General features: G+C 34.3%; 13 protein-coding genes, 2 pseudogenes and 1 riboswitch. Of the genes and pseudogenes, 4 read left to right on the top strand and 11 right to left on the bottom strand.

Annotated features, from left to right (window positions below; all coding sequences use genetic code 11):
* Positions 1–251: 251 nt before the first annotated feature.
* Together COC46_RS20855 and COC46_RS20850 are read left to right on the top strand one after the other, a co-directional pair.
* Entirely contained in the window at positions 252–4445 is a 4194-nt protein-coding gene (locus COC46_RS20855) for a S8 family serine peptidase (protein WP_098811810.1), read from the top strand.
* 635 nt (positions 4446–5080) lie between these two features.
* The gene (locus tag COC46_RS20850) at positions 5081–6178 is read left to right on the top strand and encodes a Ger(x)C family spore germination protein (RefSeq protein ID WP_098811809.1); all 1098 of its coding nucleotides are present in this window, start codon (positions 5081–5083) and stop codon (positions 6176–6178) included.
* A 726-nt stretch (positions 6179–6904) separates the two neighbouring features.
* Here the strand turns inward: COC46_RS20850 and COC46_RS20845 are convergent.
* The 11 genes and pseudogenes from COC46_RS20845 to COC46_RS20795 form a co-directional block, all read right to left on the bottom strand.
* Positions 6905–7612 (bottom strand): hypothetical protein, encoded by a 708-nt coding sequence (locus COC46_RS20845; protein ID WP_098811808.1) that lies wholly within the window; start codon positions 7610–7612, stop codon positions 6905–6907.
* Positions 7613–7890: 278 nt separating this feature from the next.
* Entirely contained in the window at positions 7891–8172 is a 282-nt protein-coding gene (locus COC46_RS20840; protein WP_098811807.1) for a hypothetical protein, read from the bottom strand.
* A gap of 206 nt (positions 8173–8378) precedes the next feature.
* Entirely contained in the window at positions 8379–9371 is a 993-nt protein-coding gene (locus COC46_RS20835) for an aldo/keto reductase (protein ID WP_098811806.1), read from the bottom strand.
* Positions 9372–9445: 74 nt separating this feature from the next.
* Entirely contained in the window at positions 9446–10030 is a 585-nt protein-coding gene (locus COC46_RS20830) for a histidine phosphatase family protein (RefSeq protein WP_098811805.1), read from the bottom strand.
* Positions 10031–10233: 203 nt separating this feature from the next.
* Entirely contained in the window at positions 10234–11190 is a 957-nt protein-coding gene (locus tag COC46_RS20825) for an ATP-grasp domain-containing protein (RefSeq protein WP_098811804.1), read from the bottom strand.
* Between the two features lie 15 nt (positions 11191–11205).
* Entirely contained in the window at positions 11206–12255 is a 1050-nt protein-coding gene (locus tag COC46_RS20820) for an LLM class flavin-dependent oxidoreductase (RefSeq protein WP_098811803.1), read from the bottom strand.
* A 99-nt stretch (positions 12256–12354) separates the two neighbouring features.
* Complete coding sequence (locus tag COC46_RS20815; RefSeq protein WP_098811802.1) at positions 12355–13182, bottom strand: MetQ/NlpA family ABC transporter substrate-binding protein; 828 nt, start codon at positions 13180–13182, stop codon at positions 12355–12357.
* 38 nt (positions 13183–13220) lie between these two features.
* Positions 13221–13886 carry a methionine ABC transporter permease gene (locus COC46_RS20810; protein WP_098811801.1) on the bottom strand — a complete coding sequence of 222 codons (666 nt, stop codon included), beginning with the start codon at positions 13884–13886 and terminating at the stop codon, positions 13221–13223.
* Positions 13852–14886, bottom strand: coding sequence for a methionine ABC transporter ATP-binding protein (locus COC46_RS20805; RefSeq protein WP_098811800.1), 1035 nt, complete (start codon positions 14884–14886; stop codon positions 13852–13854). Before COC46_RS20805 ends, COC46_RS20810 begins: the two co-directional genes overlap by 35 nt.
* Positions 14887–14968: 82 nt before the next feature.
* Positions 14969–15075: riboswitch (SAM riboswitch) on the bottom strand.
* A gap of 251 nt (positions 15076–15326) precedes the next feature.
* Positions 15327–16712, bottom strand: a pseudogene (locus COC46_RS20800) (flavin monoamine oxidase family protein); the annotation flags it as partial.
* A 318-nt stretch (positions 16713–17030) separates the two neighbouring features.
* Positions 17031–17291, bottom strand: coding sequence for an aldehyde dehydrogenase family protein (locus COC46_RS20795; protein ID WP_255294990.1), 261 nt, complete (start codon positions 17289–17291; stop codon positions 17031–17033).
* 258 nt (positions 17292–17549) lie between these two features.
* Here COC46_RS20795 and COC46_RS20790 point away from each other — a divergent pair.
* Together COC46_RS20790 and COC46_RS20785 are read left to right on the top strand one after the other, a co-directional pair.
* Positions 17550–17747, top strand: a pseudogene (locus COC46_RS20790) (EamA family transporter); the annotation flags it as partial.
* Positions 17748–17974: 227 nt separating this feature from the next.
* Positions 17975–18817: a hypothetical protein gene (locus tag COC46_RS20785; RefSeq protein ID WP_098811798.1), complete on the top strand. Its 843-nt coding sequence runs from the start codon at positions 17975–17977 to the stop codon at positions 18815–18817.
* Positions 18818–19409 lie beyond the last annotated feature (592 nt).

Here is a 19409-nt window from a genome sequence, read left to right as displayed (position 1 = left end):
AATATTAACAGAGCCTAATAATAAAAACCCCAAAACAAATTGTTACTTTTCTAACCAATTTAAACAATTCAAGGCAATACTCACTTACTTTAATACATTTCCCTAGAGAATGCTAGGTTAATAGTCCTTACAGAAACCCCCTTTGCAATCTATTAATCTGATTATTAACATTAATAGCGTAGAAATTTTTCGAAAATTTAGAATGTAATTTTTCGGAATTTTTTTAATTACATAATGAAAAGAGGAAAACTATGAACAAGAAGAAACAAAGATGGCTTAGTCAATCAGTAAAAAAATCTACCCCGATTGTATTATCATTAGGGCTAATCCTTCCGTCAACGCAATTCGGCTTAACAAATGTAGCTGCTAAAACCAAAAGTAATACAGAAATCAGTGCAGAAAAAATTCTTGCCTCCTTAACGGATGAACAACGAGCAGCATTACAAAAATCTGAAGCAAAGGAACAATATGGACTCCAAGGCTTTGATGAAAAAGAACTTAAACAAGACAAAGAGATTTCTGTTATCGTTCAGTTTAAATCAAAACCAGAACAAGTAGCTGTTCTTGATGCTGCTTTGGAGGGAAAATCATTAACAAGAGATGTAGCACAAAGCAAAGTTGATCAAGAGCATAACACATTCAAAAATGATCTCAAACAAATACTCCCTGCAAATAAAAGTATGCAACGATCGGCTCCATCTACTGGAAAGGGTTTAAATATAGTAGACACGCCTTATCAAATCAAGCATTCCTTCAAAAATTCCTATAATGGAGTTTCCATGACGGTACCGGCAAATCAGGTTGAATCACTCATGCAGTCAGATGTTGTACAAGCAATTTACAAAGATACAACATTTACAATTGAGCCACCTTTTATTGCGGAATCGAAAGGAAAAACCGACAAAACTGAAAAAAATGATTCTACTGTGACTGGTGATCCTGTTTCATTTTTAGGTGTGGACAAGTTACATAAAGAAGGAATTACTGGAGAAGGGGTCAAAGTAGCTGTCATTGATACTGGTATTGACTACAATCACCCTGATCTCAAAGATGCTTACAAAGGCGGATATGACTTTGTAAATAATGACAATGATCCGATGGAAACAACCTATGAAGATTGGATAAAATCAGGATCAGTTGAATTTGATGCTAACGGTTCTGCCTATTACACAGAACATGGTACACATGTATCTGGTACAATCGCTTCACAAGCAAAAAATAATAGTGATATTTCTGTTAAAGGTATAGCTCCAGACGCGGACCTTTATGTATACCGTGTATTAGGCCCTTACGGTTCTGGCATCTCCTCAAATATTATTGCTGCAATCGATCAAGCAGTAATAGCAGACATGGATGTTATGAATCTTTCATTAGGTGCTGCTCTGAATGATCCATACTTTCCAACTAGTACAGCGATTAACAATGCCGTTTTAAGTGGTGTAACAGCAGTGGTCGCAGCTGGAAACTCTGGACCAGCATTCTATTCATTAGGATCTCCAGGTTCCGCGGCATTAGCACTTACTGTTGGTGCGAGTGATGTTTCGATGCCAATTATGACTTTAAAGGGAAATATCGCATCTGAATCTTCAATTGAATTACAAACGATGGCAAGAAGTTTTTCAGATGATCTCACAACATTCAAAGGGAAAAATTTTGAAATGGTTGATGTTGGTTTAGGTGGAGATGCTGACTACGCAAATAAAGATGTGACAGGAAAAATCGCATTAGTTGAACGTGGTACCTATGCACTAGTTGATAAAATTAAATTTGCAAAAAAATATGGGGCAAAAGCAGTTTTACTTACTAACAATGTAGAAGGTCATGTTGGAGCATATCTTGGCGAGGCAAGTAGTTTTATTCCTACTTTCTCTGTAACGCAACAAGATGGGCAGGTCTTAAAGACGAAAGTAGCTGCAGGTAATAACAAGTTTACCTTTACGGATGTAACAGTTTCCAAAACTGAGGGAGATAAGCTAGCTGATTTTAGCTCTCGTGGTCCGGCATTAAAAACTTTTGATGTAAAGCCTGAAGTTGTTGCACCGGGTGTTAGTGTTCTCTCCACAGTACCTGCTTATATTACGAACCCAAATACACCTTCTGATTATTCATTTGCCTATACACGAATGAGTGGTACATCGATGGCAACACCACATGTAGCAGGTATATCGGCATTAATGTTGCAAGCAAATCCAAACCTACAACCAAGTGATATCAAAACTCTATTAATGAATACAGCTGAACCGCTAAATGGAGACTATCTTCCGTATGAACAAGGGGCAGGACGAGTTGACCCTTACGAAGCAATTCATCCTGGTATGAAAGTTCAAGTTCAAGATGAAACTCTTATTCCATATGGAGAAGAAATGATCAACATAGAAGAACAAACAGGTGGGCTCAGCTTTGGTGAACTTTATACAGGTACTGATCATTCGATTAAGAAACCAGTCACTTTGCAAAACTTTAAGAAAGAGAATAAAACCTTTAGTGCAAGTGTTCATTTCCAATTAATAAAAGGTGGCGCTGATCCAACAGCAAATGGCGTAAAATTAGCGATTAATCCGGTGATTCAAGTAAAGAAAAATGAAACTAAAAAAGTAAACGTATCGCTTACTTTTCCGAAAACAGCAAAAGAAGGCGTCTATACTGGTTATATTATCCTAACAAACCAAAAAGATAAAAACGAGCAATATCGTGTCCCATTTAGTATACGAGCAATAGAAGAAGGCTTTTATGGATATGCACTAAATAAAGCTTCAACAACTTTAGAATATCGAATTTCGCAAACAGAACCGATGGGAATGGCTTCAGGTAGTGTTTCACCTACACTAACTTTTGTAATGAAAACACCTATGAAAAAAATGGATATCGTATGGCAAGATGGAAAAACCGGTCAAGATCTAGGTTATGCAACATCGATTGATCTTTCTAAATTTAATACAAATACATGGATTATTTCGTTGCTTAGTATACTTGGTAGTTATTATCCATTTACTGGTGATCCTGATCATCCGATTTCTACTATTGCTCAAAGCGCAAAACCAGGTTACTACAAGATAAAGTTGATTTCAACTTCAGTGACGGGTAAAACTTTTACAAGCTATCTTGATCATTATGTAGATATTGAACAACCAGAAGTTACTACTTCTTTAGATCAAGAATCACCATTTCACGAATACCAACCTGGCCAAGCAAGTTATCCATTTTCAATGCAAGTAACCGATCCACAGGTGAAGGAAATGCAAGATGCGGGAATGGATGTAGATTTAACCGATACTGCCTTCCAATATTCATTTATTAGCTCAGCTGAATCCAATATTATATCCATGGATAAAGATGGAAAGTTTACTGAAGATATTGTTATGCATCCAGAATACCCAGTTCAAAGTTTCACTGTAAAAGGTAGAGATGTGGCTGGAAACAGTCCTGTTAAAAAACAATTTTATTTTATCAAAGAAGGTACACCAAACGCATATATCACCAGTCCAATCAATGAAGTAACGATGGGTGATACAGTGAAAGTAACTTTAAAATTAGATAATGTTTCTTCACTATCATCGGCAAGTTGGTCTTTCGCTAATCTAGATAAAAACTTTGAAATTGTCGATGCCAAACCAAATGCGGAGTTAAGCCAATACGGAGATGCAAAAGTGACTCTTACGAATTCAAGTAGTCCAACTGTACAATTGGATCTGCCATCAACGACTCAAATAGACGATAAAGTAGCTGCGGTCGATCTAACTTTAAAAGTGAAGGATACTACTTTTAGTACCTCTATTAAACTAGACCCAACAGTTACGATTAACACATCAGAAGGCAGTTCAAATTTAATTAAAGCAGGCTATACATGGGGGGTATTATCTTCCTTCTCTGAACTTGCAGGTCCGCTTAATGCTGAAGGATTTTTAAATCCAGGTACAACAAATAATTATAAAAATGTAGATTGGCCAAACTCAGGTGCATCCATTAAATTAACTCAATCAAATGGAAATGTATTTGATATTACGAAGAATTTAGTAAAGGATGTTAACCGATTTAACATTTCAAAATTACCTCTAACTGGCGATTCATGGACATGGGAATTCACTTTGCCTGGTCACTTTATGGTCAAATTTCCGGTGATGTCCGGTTTTGAATATAAAGGTACTCTCTATGGTCAACAAAAGATGCTCATCAGTAATTACTTTATTAAACAAGCAGTTGCTGGTGATGTGAATCAAGATAATGTAATTGATGTTCTAGATGCATTATACATCCAAACATATTGGGAGACGAGTAAACGAGAGGCAGATATTAACTTTGATGGAAAAGTTGATGCTACTGATTTGAATTTTGTAGAAAAGAACTATCTAAAACAAAATCAATATGTAGAGAATGCACCTGAACCTCAAAAACAATATAAATCTGCTACTTTAGAAAGTATTAAAATTGCATTAGTCGTACAATAATTAATTATGATGAAATAGAGATTCAAAAACCTTAGAGATCTATTACCTTTCAAGCAAATATCAAAATTGAATAGTTTCTATCTTTCTTATATTTTCTATAAAAACAAAAACGATATTAAACTACAAAAAGCCCCCTGTACTTCCGGGGGCTTTTCCGTGTGTTGAAATATATTGTAGTCAATATTGAAAAGCACAACACTAAGTAAACTTCGTTAAAAAAGTAGTAATTGATATAACTGAGGTTTTATTGATATATAAGTAATTGTTGTTGAGGATCAATAATTAAAAAGAAGTGTGAGTCATTGCCCGAATTTCACTTACGATAATTTTTTTATTCAAGAAGTTGATTGGAACGGAAGGGTGCTCGACTACTGTGGGAAATGCGGGAAGCCTAAGGACCCCACAGGAGCGAACGTGACGAGGAGGCTCAGGTCTCGCCCCACAGAAAGCGAGCATCCTGTAGTAAAAATCAACCACACTTAACTTATTTCGCAAATGAAAAATCTAGAAAATTAATTGACGAATTACTATATAAAATACAGTTACTCCATAAGCCTAATAGTTTGTTTTTTAGTGAATATGTTTCCAAAAATTTCCTTTCTTTTTAATATCAAGAGTAAGGAAGTTAAAGTTATATGAAGAAATCCCATTATATCCCTTTTTTATTAGTCTTTTTTTTAACAGGTTGTTGGGATCAGCACTCACTAAAAGACTCTGCACTAGTATTAAGTATCGCTATGGATCAGGCTCCTAAAAATCATATTAAAACAACTGCCATTATAAGAACTAGTGTGTCTAAAGGTGGTGAAACTGAAGCGATCAATTACGTTGCAAAAGAGGAAGGATTTTCAGTAAGAGATGCACGACATAAAATTGATTACCAAATACCAGGGAACTTTTCTTCCAACAAATTATTAGTTATGCTACTTGGCGAAGATCTTGCGAAAAAAAATTTATATCCTTATTTTGATAATTTTTTCCGATATATTAGAAGCTCACTTTCCTCACGTGTAGTGATTGTAAAGGGTCAAGCATCTAGTATTTTGGAAATGAAAACTTACAAGGATATATTAATCGGTGAATCACTTTTAGAAATGATTGAAAGTGCAGAAAATCTTTCCTTAATCCCAAAAGAGACACAAGAATCGATTTATAAAAAAATGGCTGATCCAGGTTATGATTTAGTCCTGCCTTATTTAGAAAAAATAGATGACGAAACACTTAAGATTAAAGGGGTAGGTCTTTTACAAAATAATAAATTCACAGGAAAAATACTCAATGAATACCAGTCCAAATTACTTTTATTATTGCAAGACAATAAAGGCACCGCTATGAGCTTTTCCGAAAAAATTAATGAGAAAAATGAGGTTGTCTCATTTAAAGTAAAAAACGAAAACAGAAGGCTTAAAACTAAAATTGTAAACGGTCAACCTAAGGTCAACATTGATATAAAAATTAAGATTGATCTGAATGAATACACTGGTGGAACTTTAGCTAGTGATAAAAAGAAAAAAGAAATTGAAAAAAAACTAACTAAGAAAATGGAAAATGAAATGATAGAAGTAATACACATTCTTCAAGAGGCAAATTGTGACGCATTAGGAATTGGCAGGTTTTTAATGGCATATCACCCAAAAACATGGGCGAAGTTAAATTGGGAAAAAGAATATTCAAAGGTTCCTTTCAATATTACTAATAAAGTAATTATGACCACACGTGGTATTATGTTTTGAGGATATTGAATAAATCTTCTCAATTAATCTAATGCAGCGGCCCATTTTTTGGGTCACTGCACTTTATTTTGATCTAATGAAACCATTATTGAAGATAAAAATCAAACTATGATTCTGCTTGAATCGGCAAGAATTGTAAAAGAGTGCAACAAGATATTAGTAACTTTTTTAAAATAGACTTCTACTAGTCGTGACAAGCATAATGACACTTTAGAATTTTTTTCTTATATGCAAGAAAATTGTAGATATTTCCCGGGAATTTGTAAAAATATGCAATAAAATAAATTCTAATTTTCAAAACCATTATTTTAAGCCGAAACAAATTTATATCCCTTGAATATTTATTCTACTGATGTCATAGAGTTCATTGACTAAAAAATCTAAGTACTCATTTAATTAACTTATACATGAAAAACCCCTATATCTTTTGGATATCGCATAGTGATATATTGGATCAGTTCAATATTACTTTTATTATTTCAATGAAACTTCTGTTAGATCGTTTAGAGGCTTTCTTGTATCGTGTACGGATTTTTACTATTAAATCCATTTTACTCAATTATGTATCATACTTTAATTGTAAGTTGTATCAGCCAGCTATACGATACAAAAAATCCGATACATCCTTACAAATGTATCGGCCTTTATGTACTTATTAAAGTAAGCATTTTTAAAAGTTCTTAATCAAATTTTCACAAGATTAGCATAAATAGAATTTAATAGCTCTTATTTCCTAAATAAAGAGAAAATCCATCCCCATTTTTCTTTAGGCTTTTGTACCACAATTTCTAATCGATTATTAAAATCATGTTGTAAATGCCATTCTTTTTTCTGCTCGTCCCGCATGTTTTGTATCTCTTTTTGTAAATAATCACTTTTTTGTTTTTCTTGTTCTAGTAATGTTTCGTATTGTATATTTTGTAGCTCAGCTAATTTTTCAATTTTAGCATAAGTTTTATTGGATGAATTCCCAATATTGGCACTTATATCATGATGATCTTGTTGGAGCCTGGAAACCGCAGTTTTAAGTTCTGACATATCATTTTTCAGTTGAACATTCATTTCACGTGCAGCTGCGAGTTCACTGACTAAAAACCTAAAAAACTCTTTTAATTGATTCGGGTCATGTGGTAAATTTTCATATGTATCGGATATCGCAATCTGTGTTTCATCAATACCTTCTAATCTTTCTTTTTGTTGAAATACGAGGTCTTTTGCAGTATCTTCTAGGGGCTTATCTGAATCGCGTAACGCTATAAGCACACTAATATCGGATTTAACAAAGATACGCCGATCGCCATCTTTCAAGAACTCATATCCATTGCGCTCTAAAATTTGCCCATACTTTCGAACAGTGGGTGTTGCAATACCCAGTTCTTCTGCTACTTCCTTGGAAGAAAAAGCTCGTTCATTCGGTTGTATATCACTTCGCATAACGTACCCCCTTTTTAACAAATATGAAGCATTTTCCGGCAATTTGCAACATATATCACATTGCGATATAAAAACCAAGACAAGTTGTGCTCTTTAGTTGTAAAAATATAGTAAGAAAAATGCATTCAATTATAACAAATCTAGTATATTATCATTTATCAAAAAACCATTATTGTAAAAAGATTCTGGCAAAATATAATCTGACTTTTTCCAAAAAAGTGGCACCTAACTTTTTAAATTAGGTGCCCTTCTAATAATCTATCGTTAACATAATAAATCTAGATCGTTTTAAAAGCTTGTTTAAACCCTTCAATTCCACCATAATCTATTAGTCCTAAATTACCACAATTTATACATTTAAACGGGATCGTTCCACCAAGTCCCATTGTTTGTGATAAATATGGTTTATCTCTTACTGCTTCATATGATTTAATTTTATCTGCTAATTCGCCGACACCATTTGGGTAATACTTACCATAAGACTGAATAGCTCCTTTATTACCACAAACAAGACAAATTACATTTTCCCGAATAGTGTATAATTCTATAGACTGTTTCATTCTGGTCTCTCCTTCTTGTTTAAAGTGAATGGTCTTAATAATTTCAAATGAATAAACACTTTACCTACATAGATTATTTTAAATATAAACTAATTAATACATAATAATATAATTCTTTCGCAATCGCTTCCATTTGACTCATTAATTTAATTTATACATATTAAAAAGCCCTCCCCTTTCTATTCTTAGGTTTGGGCTCACGTTTCTTAAGTATTAAAATTTAAAGCACCAACTACTGGATGTGGTACATAAGGCTCTTCCAAATAAGCAACTTCTTCAGATGTTAACCTAACTGATAGAGCCCCTACTGAATCTTCAAGGTGAGAAATTTTAGTAGCCCCAATAATAGGAGCAGTAACTGGTCCTTTCTGTAACAACCAAGCAAGTGCGATTTGTGATCTTGATACTCCTTGCTTTTCAGCGATTTCTGTAACTCGTTCGACAACTAGTCGGTCTGTATTTTCAGTTGCACCGTATTTAGATTTCTGAGTTTCATCAGTTTCCGATCTTAGCGTCGTATTTGACCAGTCACGTGTCAATCTTCCTGATGCAAGCGGGCTATATGGAATTACGCCGATTTTTTCTTCTTTACATAGAGGTAGCATCTCTCTTTCCTCTTCACGGTATATAAGGTTAAGATGATTTTGCATCGATACAAATCTAGTCCAACCATTTTTATCAGCGACATGTAATGCCTTTAAGAATTGCCATGCATACATAGCAGAAGCACCTATATGTCTTACCTTTCCAGCCTTCACTAAATCATGAAGAGCCTCCATTGTTTCTTCAATTGGAGTATGATAATCCCAACGATGTATTTGATATAAATCAACATAATCCGTTCCGAGGCGTTTAAGACTCTTATCAATTTCGCTCATAATATGCTTTCGAGAAAGTCCTGATCCGTTAGGTCCTTGATGCATAGGGAAATAAACTTTCGTTGCAAGGACAATTTCATCTCGATTGACATAATCTTTTAATGCACGACCTAAAAATTCTTCACTTGTTCCATCTGAATAAACGTTTGCCGTATCAAAAAAATTAATACCTAATTCAAGTGCCTTTTTAATAATGGTACGACTACTCTCCTCATCGATTACCCAAGGATGGATCCAACGTTTTGCTTCCCCAAAACCCATACAACCAAGACAAAGTCTAGATACATCTAATCCTGTATTTCCAAGCTTTGTAAATTCCATCTAACGATCCTCACCTTCTTAACTATGTAACCTATAAATCTTAAACGTAAAAGATATGATAATACTCTTAAAAACTATACTTGGACTATGTCACTTACATTATGATTAATAATCTCAACTAATTTAAATTCTTTGTTTTCATATTCAAATTTCAATATGCAACAATTTCCAATTCTTCCTTGTTGTGCAATCGTACTAGTATGTTCCCAATATCTCATAAAATTTCTACAAGCTGCTCCATGGGATACAGCTAAAACCACTTCATTATCTTCTTCCATTATTTTTTGGCAAGTATTAGCAATTCTTAGTTGTAGATCTTTTTGATCTTCTCCACCAAACTGAACAAAGAAGTCACCATATGGAAGTTGTGGATTTAAATCTTCACTTTCGCCTTCGAACGTTCCAAAATTCCATTCCTTTAAACCTTTTAATCTTGTATAAGGCAAATCGGTTACGATTTCTAACGTATCACTTGCTCTTTCAGATGTGGAACAATAGGCATGGTCGAAAATAATATTGTGTTCTTTAAAGTACTTTGCAGCAGTCTCTGCTTGTTTAATTCCTAACTCTGTAAGTGGTGAATCACAAAAGCCTTGAATTTTCCTTCTACTATTAAATAATGTTTGTCCATGTCTCATTAGATACAGTGTCTTTTTCATTCGTATCCCCCTTTTTGAATCTTTTACGGGTAAATTTGAGATTAACTTACAATCTAATATTATCAATATATTATTTTTAACCGTTAGCATATTCCTATCAAATAATTGCCTATTTCTCTTAATTTTGGAGAAAGATGATTAAAAAGATACAAAAAAAGCTCAAACCCTTGTTATACGTAGATTTGAGCTTTTTCAATTTCAACTTAAGACACCGTTGTTGTAGTGTACTTTTCTTCTAAAGTCTTCTTTAAGAATAACGCAACTTCAAGCATACCGTACTTTCTTGCTTTTGCTTCAGCATCAGAATTATAGTTTGTGTTTGTATTGATATCGTAAGTATAAATTACACCTTCAGCATTTCGGATAAATTCAATTCCAGCAACTTGAATGCTATTTTTAGCTAGAACTTCTTTATATTTTTCTAAAACTTCATCGTCAAATCCTTCAACGACTTGGAACTTAGGCTTCTCTTCTACTTCTTCTCCAACTGGGCAGAATAAATCGCCAATTTGGCATGCATCTGCAGGGCAAAGTTCGAAACCTTCAGAAGTATCAACTTTAACAGCATAGACAAAATTCCCACCTACAAACTCACAACGAGTGATGTAGCTCTCAGGAGAATAAATGTATTCTTGAATTAGGGTAATACCATCAACTGGCTCTTCAAAAGTTGGTCCTTCAACATAAGCTTTTAAAGCTTCTAAACTATGAAATAATTGAACGCCTAGTCCTTTACCAGCACGATTATGCTTCGTAATAAATGACTGTCCTGCAAATCCTTCGGCAGCCTTGATGATGTTTTGTTTTCCAACTGCTGCAATCGTTTTAGGAGTTTTAACACCATACTTGTTTAATTCTAAGTATTGTAAAACCTTACTAACTTCTAGTTTAAGTGCGCCAGTTCCATTGATCACAGTACGTCCATGTGCTTCAAGCCAAGCTAATACTTGCCCAGTAAATTCAGCTGCAAAGCGATGATCACGTGTATGAGAAGAAGCACTCATTCGGCTATAGAAAATACCTTCTGGTGGTACTGTCGATAAATCTAACGTTCCTTCGTCTAAATGCCATTCTTCAAATGGAACACCAAGTTCCTCTAACCTTTTTGTTAAATGCACTGTCCACTCACTATTTTCATGAATTACATATACCTTACTCATTTTTATAATCCCTTTCTAGTTCTTTATTAAACTACGTTTTTGTTCTACTAATGGCATAACTTGTTTTGAAAAGCGTTCCATTTCCTCTAGCTGAGGTGAAAATTGTAATAATAATAAGTCCAATCCAGCTTCTTCATACTGTAAAATTCGATCTGCAATTTGCTCAGGTGTTCCTACTAAGTTTGGTCGTAAGCCACGATTAGAAACCGAGTAATCTTGTAATTGAATTTGTTGCTCTAATTGTGATTTTGTTGTGAAGTCTTTAAATCCAGCATAACCACTAGAACCCTTCACAGTCGTGATTTTTTCAAGCTCCAGAAGAGCCTCTTCCTCTGTATCTCGACAAATTACATAAGCGGCCATTCCGAAAGAACTAAATGGTGCATTACCAGTTTGTTCACGACGTGAGCTCATTTCAGAAATTTTTCGATCAATCTCTTCAACCGTTCCACCATGCATTACATAAGCATCACATTTTTCTGCGATCGTTTTCTTTCCTTTTTCACTTTCGCCGCCAGCGTAAAGAATCGGATTAGGTCTTTGAACAGGCTTTGGAGCAAGCTTTGTATCCTTTAAGTCGTAAAATTGACCTGAATAATTGAAGGTTTCTTCTGTCCATAAGCCTTTTAGAACATCAATAAACTCTTCAGTGCGAGCATAACGTTCATCATGTTCTGTAAAAATACCGCCATATTGACGCGCTTCTTCTGCCCACCAAGCTGAAACAACGTTTAGAGTAAAACGGCCATTACTAATTTGATCGATATTTGCAGCCATTTTTGCTGTAACAGCAGGATTATGAAAACCTGGACGAATTGCTGTCATAATTTCAATTTTCTCCGTTACTGCAGCAAGTGCAGCAGCTGTTGACCAAGCTTCAAGAGAATCATGCTCTGGTCCTTTAATGTCATTTAAATATAGTTCAGCTATTAATGTAGTTGAGTATCCCCATTTTTCAGCAGACTGAATAACTTCTTTCGCATAATCAAAAGTTGGTGGCATGCTTTCGTCATCCACATTACGTAACCAGCCTCCAAAAATAGGTAACCAAAAACCATATTTCATTCCTATTTTCTCCTTTATTAATCATGTTGTCTAGTTTTCTTATTGGTTAAGTTGGATTTTTATTTAAAAAACGCTTCTCAAAAGCGAGTTATGTCTAAGTTACTTTTTATCAAGCATCCACTTAGGCTTTCCGAAACCTTTAAATTGCTCATCAATTGTTTTTTCAAAATCCTTCGATTCAACTGCTGCTTTAATATCTTTAGCAAATGTTGAGTTTAAGTCTTTTGTATTCAAAACGACCCGATTTCGATATAGATCTGGCATATTTTCTAATGCTAATGCATCTGCTAAATTCATTTTTGCAGCTAGGGCAAAGTTACCTGGTACAAGAGAGACATCAACACTATCAACTGCCCTTGGAAGCTGTGCCGCTTCAATTGGTTTGAACTTAAGATTTTTAGGATTTTCCTTTACATCCTTTTCAGATGCTGTTAATGGATCGACATTTGGATCGATTTTAATTATTTTCGAATCCTCTAAAACACCTAATGCACGAGCAAGATTTACTGGATCATTTGGAATGGCTACTGTTGCACCATCAGCAATCTTGTCAACCGATTTAAACTTTTTAGAATAGATCCCCATTGGCGCTGTTGGAACGATAACTAATTCAGATAATGTTAAATTATGTTGTTTTGCAAAGTTCTCCATATAAACTTTGTGTTGAAAAAGGTTCGCATCTAAATTGCCATTTCCTAATGCAATGTTTGGCTGAATATAATCGCTAAACTCGACAACCTTTACTTTGTAACCTTTCTTTTCAAGAATAGGTTTGATCCCCTTTGATACCATGTCACTATATGGACCTGAAGTTGCGCCGATTGTTACGTTTTTCTTATTAGAAGATGAAGCTTTTTCTGTATTGCCACACGCAGAAGCGATGCTGATGGACAATAGAAGGATGAAGGTAATTATTATTTTTTTCATTTCGATATCTCCCTAAAAATAATCTTTTATTGTATTTTTTATCGTTTATCTACTTTGCGAGCAATTAGGTCCCCAGCAAGTTGAATGAGTTGAACTAAACAAATTAAGACGACGATTGTAGTTAACATGACAGTATTATCATAACGGTAGTAGCCAAAACGAATCGCAAGGTCTCCAATCCCTCCACCGCCAATAATACCAGCCATTGCTGAATAACCAATTAAACTAATTGTGGTAAGCGTGATTCCTTGAATAATGCCAGGACGAGCTTCAGAGAGTAGGACATCTTTTATAATCATCCACGGTGTCGCACCAACAGCGACAGCGGCTTCAATAATTCCTTTGTTCGTTTCTCTTAAACTCGTTTCTACGATTCTAGCAAAAAACGGAATCCCGGCTACCGATAACGATACACTCGCTGCAGTTGGACCAATCGTACTTCCAGTTATAAGATTTGTAATCGGAAGAAGAGCTACAAGCAAAATAATGAATGGAATGGATCGTACCATATTTATGATAAATCCCAAAATCGATTTAACACTCTTGTTTTCCAAAAATAAATCTTTGTCAGTTACAAATAAAAGGATTCCAAGTGGGAGCCCAATGATAATGGCAATCGCTAGTGCAATAAGTACCATATAAATCGTTTCAAAAAACGCTTTGTCTAAATCAGGCAGTAACGTCAGTAAAGATTCGAACATCATGAATCACCTCCAAGTTATTTGTTCTTTCATGAATATAGGTAATCGCTTTTTGAACTTCTGTTTGTTCACCTGAAATTTCCAGAATAAAGATTCCAAGCGGAGTATCTTGTATATACTCGATTTTCCCATGAAGAATATTCCCTTTTACCTTATATTTTTGAAGCATATCGGACACAACTGATTCTTCAGCTACACTTCCTTTAAACGTTATTTTTATAACAGTTCCCTTACTGTTTTTAAGTAAGTTTTCTGGTAGGTTAAATTGTAAAACCGAGTTGATAAAGTCTTTTGTTAAATCCTCTTTCGGTTTCGAAAAAATATCATACACCTGACCGATTTCAATAATTCTTCCATCCTGCATAACGGCAATTCTGTCACAAATATCCTTTACGACATCCATTTCATGAGTGATTAGAACAATCGTTAACCCTAGCTGCTTATTGATTTTTCTAAGTAATTGAAGGATTGATTTAGTTGTACTTGGATCAAGTGCTGATGTTGCTTCATCACATAAAAGCACATTTGGTTCATTTGCAAGAGCACGGGCAATCCCAACACGCTGCTTTTGACCACCGCTCAGTTGTGAAGGATAAACATCTCTTTTATCAGAAAGACCCACTAATTCGAGTAATTCTGTCACTCTTTTTTCAATTTCTACTTTGGATTTATTCGCAGCTTTCAAAGCAAACGCAACATTCTCAAAAACAGTTTTAGATGATACTAGATAGAAGTGCTGAAAAATCATGCCGATTTTCTGCCTTTCTTTCCTTAATTCTTTTGTTGAGAGTGAATTTAAATTGACCCCATCTATCGAAACCGTTCCAGATGTTGGTTTTTCCAAAAAATTCAAACATCTTAGCAGAGAGCTTTTTCCTGCACCGCTATATCCGACAATACCGAATATTTCGCCTTTTTCAATCGTAAGTGAGACATCTCGAACGCCGATAATCTTGCTTTTTTTCGTTGTATATTCTTTTACCAGATGTTCTACTCGAATCATGTTTTTACCCCCTATTAAAAGTATAATGAAAAAGAAAAAAGCCCCTTTCATTCAGAAAGAGGCATCGGAAACAATTGTTTTCGACTTATCTATCAGAATGATTACATTCTGCAGGAAGTGGCACCGTTCCTATTAAAGGAGGTTGCCGGACGTCATAGGGCCTGATCCCTCGGTCACTCTCGATAAGTTTGTTTTATGTAATTTCATTAACTGAATAATAAATCCTAGTAAATGGATTGTCAATAAAGGAAATTAGATATTTTTAGAAGATAACGCTTTCATTGTTGAATTTATTAGAAAAAATAAAATTTTATAAATTTTTATAAGTTGAGCGTTATTCACGCTTTCTCCTTTTGATGAAACTTAATTTCCATTTTTTCAACAAAAAAAATCGACTATACAATCGATTTTTAATTTAAAGTATATGATTGTTAAAATACTTATAAACGATTAATTTCATTAGCAGTGCGAATTCCTCCCTCTAGCGCCCCTTGTATCCACCCTTGAGTAGTTGATGTATGAGAACCACCAAAATGAATTCTTCCTTCTGGTGTGCCAATAAAAGGACCAAGATCTCTTTGCTGGTTTGGTTTATACATGACAAATGCTCCACCAGCAAAGGGAAATTGATTCCAGCTGTGAGAATACCCTACTAAAAATTCTTTATATACAATATCCCCAAAAACAACAGCAAGATTTTCCAATGCTTTTTCAATCCGTTTATTATTGCTCATATTGTCCCAAATTGATGCATCATCTTCCCATGTATAACTGGCTATCATAACACCTGTTTCATGTAAATTATGACTTGGAAAGTATGAAAACTTAATCGGTAAATCAGTAGTTAATTTTCCACCAAACAAACCAAACTTCTCCCAAAATCTTGTTCTAAATTGTAGAGCAACTTTTGTTGAATCTGCATAATGTATCTCTCTAATTACTTTCCATTTATTATAAGAAATAGAATCATGAGGATACACCTCTAGAAAGTTAAAAAGTGTAAAAGAAAGTGTAGAAATCACGTAGTCACATTCAAATTGATTACGTTTTGTAAGTACTTCATTTTCTGTAAATAGTGTCACTTTAGACTCACTTTGCACAATTTTTTTTACTCTTTCATTCAGTTTAATCTCAGTTTTTAGTTGAGGTAAAAAAGCTCTTACAAGTTGATCGGTTCCACCTGTTATTTCATATAGCTTTAAGTTGGGTGTTAAAAGAACCTCCAATTCCCTTAATATTGCAGTAAATGCAAGTTCTGGGAAACCTTCTATTCCTATAATTGCTTTAATCATATCAATTGCTCCAATTGATAATGAAGGACCAATAGGATTATACCTTAAAAAATTCTCCATTGAATAATGATCATACATTTGAATGACTATATCCCAGTTTTTTAATGGATCTTGATTTATAAAATCTAACAATGGACCTATTGCTGAATTAAGTAATTCTATTGCCGTTTTCCCTCTCTCATTTGGGGCAACAGGGAACTTTAAAATATCCGGGTTTGCACCATATGTTTTTAGATTTGTTAGTACATTGTTGATGTAAATTAAATCATTCGGAGTACTATTAATAAATTCATTTACAGGCAAATTAAATTTATTTATTAATGTAATTGTTAACTCATGAATTGAAGGTATACGCATAGCACCTAGTTCACCATATTGGTATTCAAGAAATGGCTCTCTTTTTGTATAAATTCTTCCACCAATTCTTCTATTTGCTTCTAATATTGTGACTTGATGCCCTGCATTTTTTAAAAGTGACGCAGCAACTAAACCTGATATCCCTGCACCTATAATTGTTACGCTCTTCGGTGAAGATGTTCTAGTTAATCCATTTTAAAGTATATCAATCATTTCCTCCATTGAAAGGACTTCTTGACCCAAAGAATACCACCTCATCTAGAAAGAAATAGACTCTTTAAACACTATTCGATTTCAAGATAAAGTAGAATTGAAACAAATATATTGCATATAGGTTAGTCGTATTGTCATACCTTTATGTTTTCCTGCAATTACTCAGTACCTTATAGTTTAGTAATGATCAGTTTTAAACCTAATCAAAAGAAAATAATTGTAGCTGCTATTAATCAATTATTCTACCAAATATCCTAATAAAGTTAACCCCCATTTGGACTTTTATAATAAGATGCTATACCAAGGTTTTTGACTTAGTTCAGGAGTAAGTGAGCAGTGAACATGCTTTACTTGTGTGTATTCGTCTAACGCATATCGACCAAGCTCACGACCAAATCTACTTTGTTTATATCCTCCAAATGGTGCGTCGCTTCTTAACATATGCCAGTCATTAATCCAAACTGTTCCTGTCTTTAATTCTTTTGATATTTGAAGTGCTTTATTAACATCTTTAGACCAAAAGCCAGCTGCTAACCCATAAATAGAGAAACACCTAATCCAGTTTATTAAATCTGAATTACAATACTATATAAGTTAAAGAAAGAACTCACATATTCTCGTGATAAAAATGATAAAAAATAGTCCATCAAATCATTTAGATTCGATGGACTATTTTTAAAGAAATCTAATTTTTTGTTTTTTGTATGCCAATGGTGTCATGTTCATCGACTTTCGGAATTTATCAATAAAATAGCTTGTTCTGTAGTGCAAAAAGCTTTTTCAACTGGAAATGGAAGAATTGCACTTCAAGTGATTATCTTCGGGGTACTGGGAATGCTTGCCAATCAATACACATACATGGCTTCCATTGAACATGGAAATACTGCAGTTACAACGTTATTGCAATATTTAGCACCTGTTACGATTATCGTTTATTTAATGTACCGTAAACAAACTGCTATTACCCGAAGAGATTTTTTCATAATTAAGTTACCCATTTACTGCAATAAAAAACGCACCAAATAGGCATTTCAAGATCTTCAAATAATGCATGCGTTCGTATCATAAGGTCATTCAGTTAAATTTACTGGTTGGCCATTTTTATATCCCCTTTCCCTATATATCAGGACTACCTTTTATTTCCAATTTTTTAATAGCTATTTTATTTAAAAAATAAGACAAAATAGATGTATTCAATTACAAAGCATCGGAGTTGACTTATAACTGTGAATAAAGCTTTTTTTATTGCAATTTTGTCCCTTACTTTATTTTTCTCTTCAGAACTTACTTACGCTACGACAGACGAAACGGTTCATTGCCCAATTAGCTTTCATATAGAAATTCAGGATTGGGACACTGTCAATAAAATACTACCAAAGTACTCGTTTTTCACTGTAATCGATGTGGAAAGTGGAAAGAGCTTTGATGTTCAACGAAGAGCTGGTAGTAGACATGCAGATGTTCAACCGTTAACAAGAGAAGACACAAAGATCATGAAGGAAATTTACGATGGGAGCTGGAGTTGGAAAAGAAGGGCTGTATTAATTTTAGCTCATGACAACCTAATCCCTGCATCCATGCACGGAATGCCTCATGGTGGGGGTTCTCTTCCAAACGGTTTCCATGGTCATTTTTGTATTCATTTTTTGGGAAGTACAACACATCGGACAGGAAAATCAGACTTAGGTCATCATCTGATGATTCTTAAAGCTGCCGGGAGGATTGATGAATATATGAATAACCTATCACCTTCACAACTGCTAAATGTAATATTGGTTACGATTAAAAATGGGGATAAAGGCTTGGTAAAAAAAATAGGCATAAGTGATCAAAAAGAATTTAAAAAAGAGCTTAAGAAAATAGAAAAAATAGAAGCGATACAGTGGACTTCGCCTCAAACAAAGGAGTCAGAAAAGTACTCTTTCGCAACAGAAATCCCAGTTGAGGTTAATCTCTTTTTAAAAAATATAGGTCGGATTAGAACTACACTTTCTTTTACCTTGGTGAGAACGTCGCCTCTTTCTCCATGGAAAGTGAATATTGATCCATTACTTACAGCCATTAACTAGTTCTTTAATATCTCGTACTTAGTGATATGTTATTTACTCTCCTATTTCAAAACTTACAGTTTAAAAAACTGATCAAATCTGAATTGCAGAGGAATTAATGCCTTCTTATTAATGAGAAAATCAAAAGTCGCGTGTGCGGCTTTTTTTAATGATGAGATAGCTCAAGTAGAAAATAAATTCCCATGATAAATCCTACAATACTTGCATAAATCCCCAGGAAAATTGCAATCGTATTTATAGACTCCAATGAAGTCAATTTAATTGTAAAATGTAACGAAGTCTTTAAGAAATCTACAGCTGTAAAAGATTTGAGTCTTTTTCACCTAATTTAAATGAAAACATTCACACATGAGTAAGGAACCTGGGGAAAAAAAAGAGAGTTCCTAACTCATGAGGGGGTTATGAGTAAGAAAACCACGGAAAAAAAGAGAGTTCTTAACTCATGAGGGGGTTATGAGTAAGAAAACAATGGAAAAAAAGAGAGTTCTTAACTCATGAGGGTCATGAGTAAGAATACCATGGAAAAAAAGAGAGTTCTTAACTCATGAGGGGGTCATGAGTAAGAATACCATGGAAAAAAAAGAGAGTTCCT

Source organism: Bacillus sp. AFS041924 (genome assembly GCF_002577195.1).
In the GTDB taxonomy this organism is placed as follows: domain Bacteria; phylum Bacillota; class Bacilli; order Bacillales; family Bacillaceae_G; genus Gottfriedia.
The sequence above is the reverse complement of the archived record's forward strand: the minus strand, read 5'-3'. Positions and strand labels throughout refer to the sequence as shown.

Coding starts and splice junctions, on each gene's coding strand:
- COC46_RS20855 (WP_098811810.1), top strand. CDS start 252: ATGAACAAGAAGAAACAAAGATGGCTTAGTCAATCAGTAAAAAAATCT.
- COC46_RS20850 (WP_098811809.1), top strand. CDS start 5,081: ATGAAGAAATCCCATTATATCCCTTTTTTATTAGTCTTTTTTTTAACA.
- COC46_RS20845 (WP_098811808.1), bottom strand. CDS start 7,612: ATGCGAAGTGATATACAACCGAATGAACGAGCTTTTTCTTCCAAGGAA.
- COC46_RS20840 (WP_098811807.1), bottom strand. CDS start 8,172: ATGAAACAGTCTATAGAATTATACACTATTCGGGAAAATGTAATTTGT.
- COC46_RS20835 (WP_098811806.1), bottom strand. CDS start 9,371: ATGGAATTTACAAAGCTTGGAAATACAGGATTAGATGTATCTAGACTT.
- COC46_RS20830 (WP_098811805.1), bottom strand. CDS start 10,030: ATGAAAAAGACACTGTATCTAATGAGACATGGACAAACATTATTTAAT.
- COC46_RS20825 (WP_098811804.1), bottom strand. CDS start 11,190: ATGAGTAAGGTATATGTAATTCATGAAAATAGTGAGTGGACAGTGCAT.
- COC46_RS20820 (WP_098811803.1), bottom strand. CDS start 12,255: ATGAAATATGGTTTTTGGTTACCTATTTTTGGAGGCTGGTTACGTAAT.
- COC46_RS20815 (WP_098811802.1), bottom strand. CDS start 13,182: ATGAAAAAAATAATAATTACCTTCATCCTTCTATTGTCCATCAGCATC.
- COC46_RS20810 (WP_098811801.1), bottom strand. CDS start 13,886: ATGATGTTCGAATCTTTACTGACGTTACTGCCTGATTTAGACAAAGCG.
- COC46_RS20805 (WP_098811800.1), bottom strand. CDS start 14,886: ATGATTCGAGTAGAACATCTGGTAAAAGAATATACAACGAAAAAAAGC.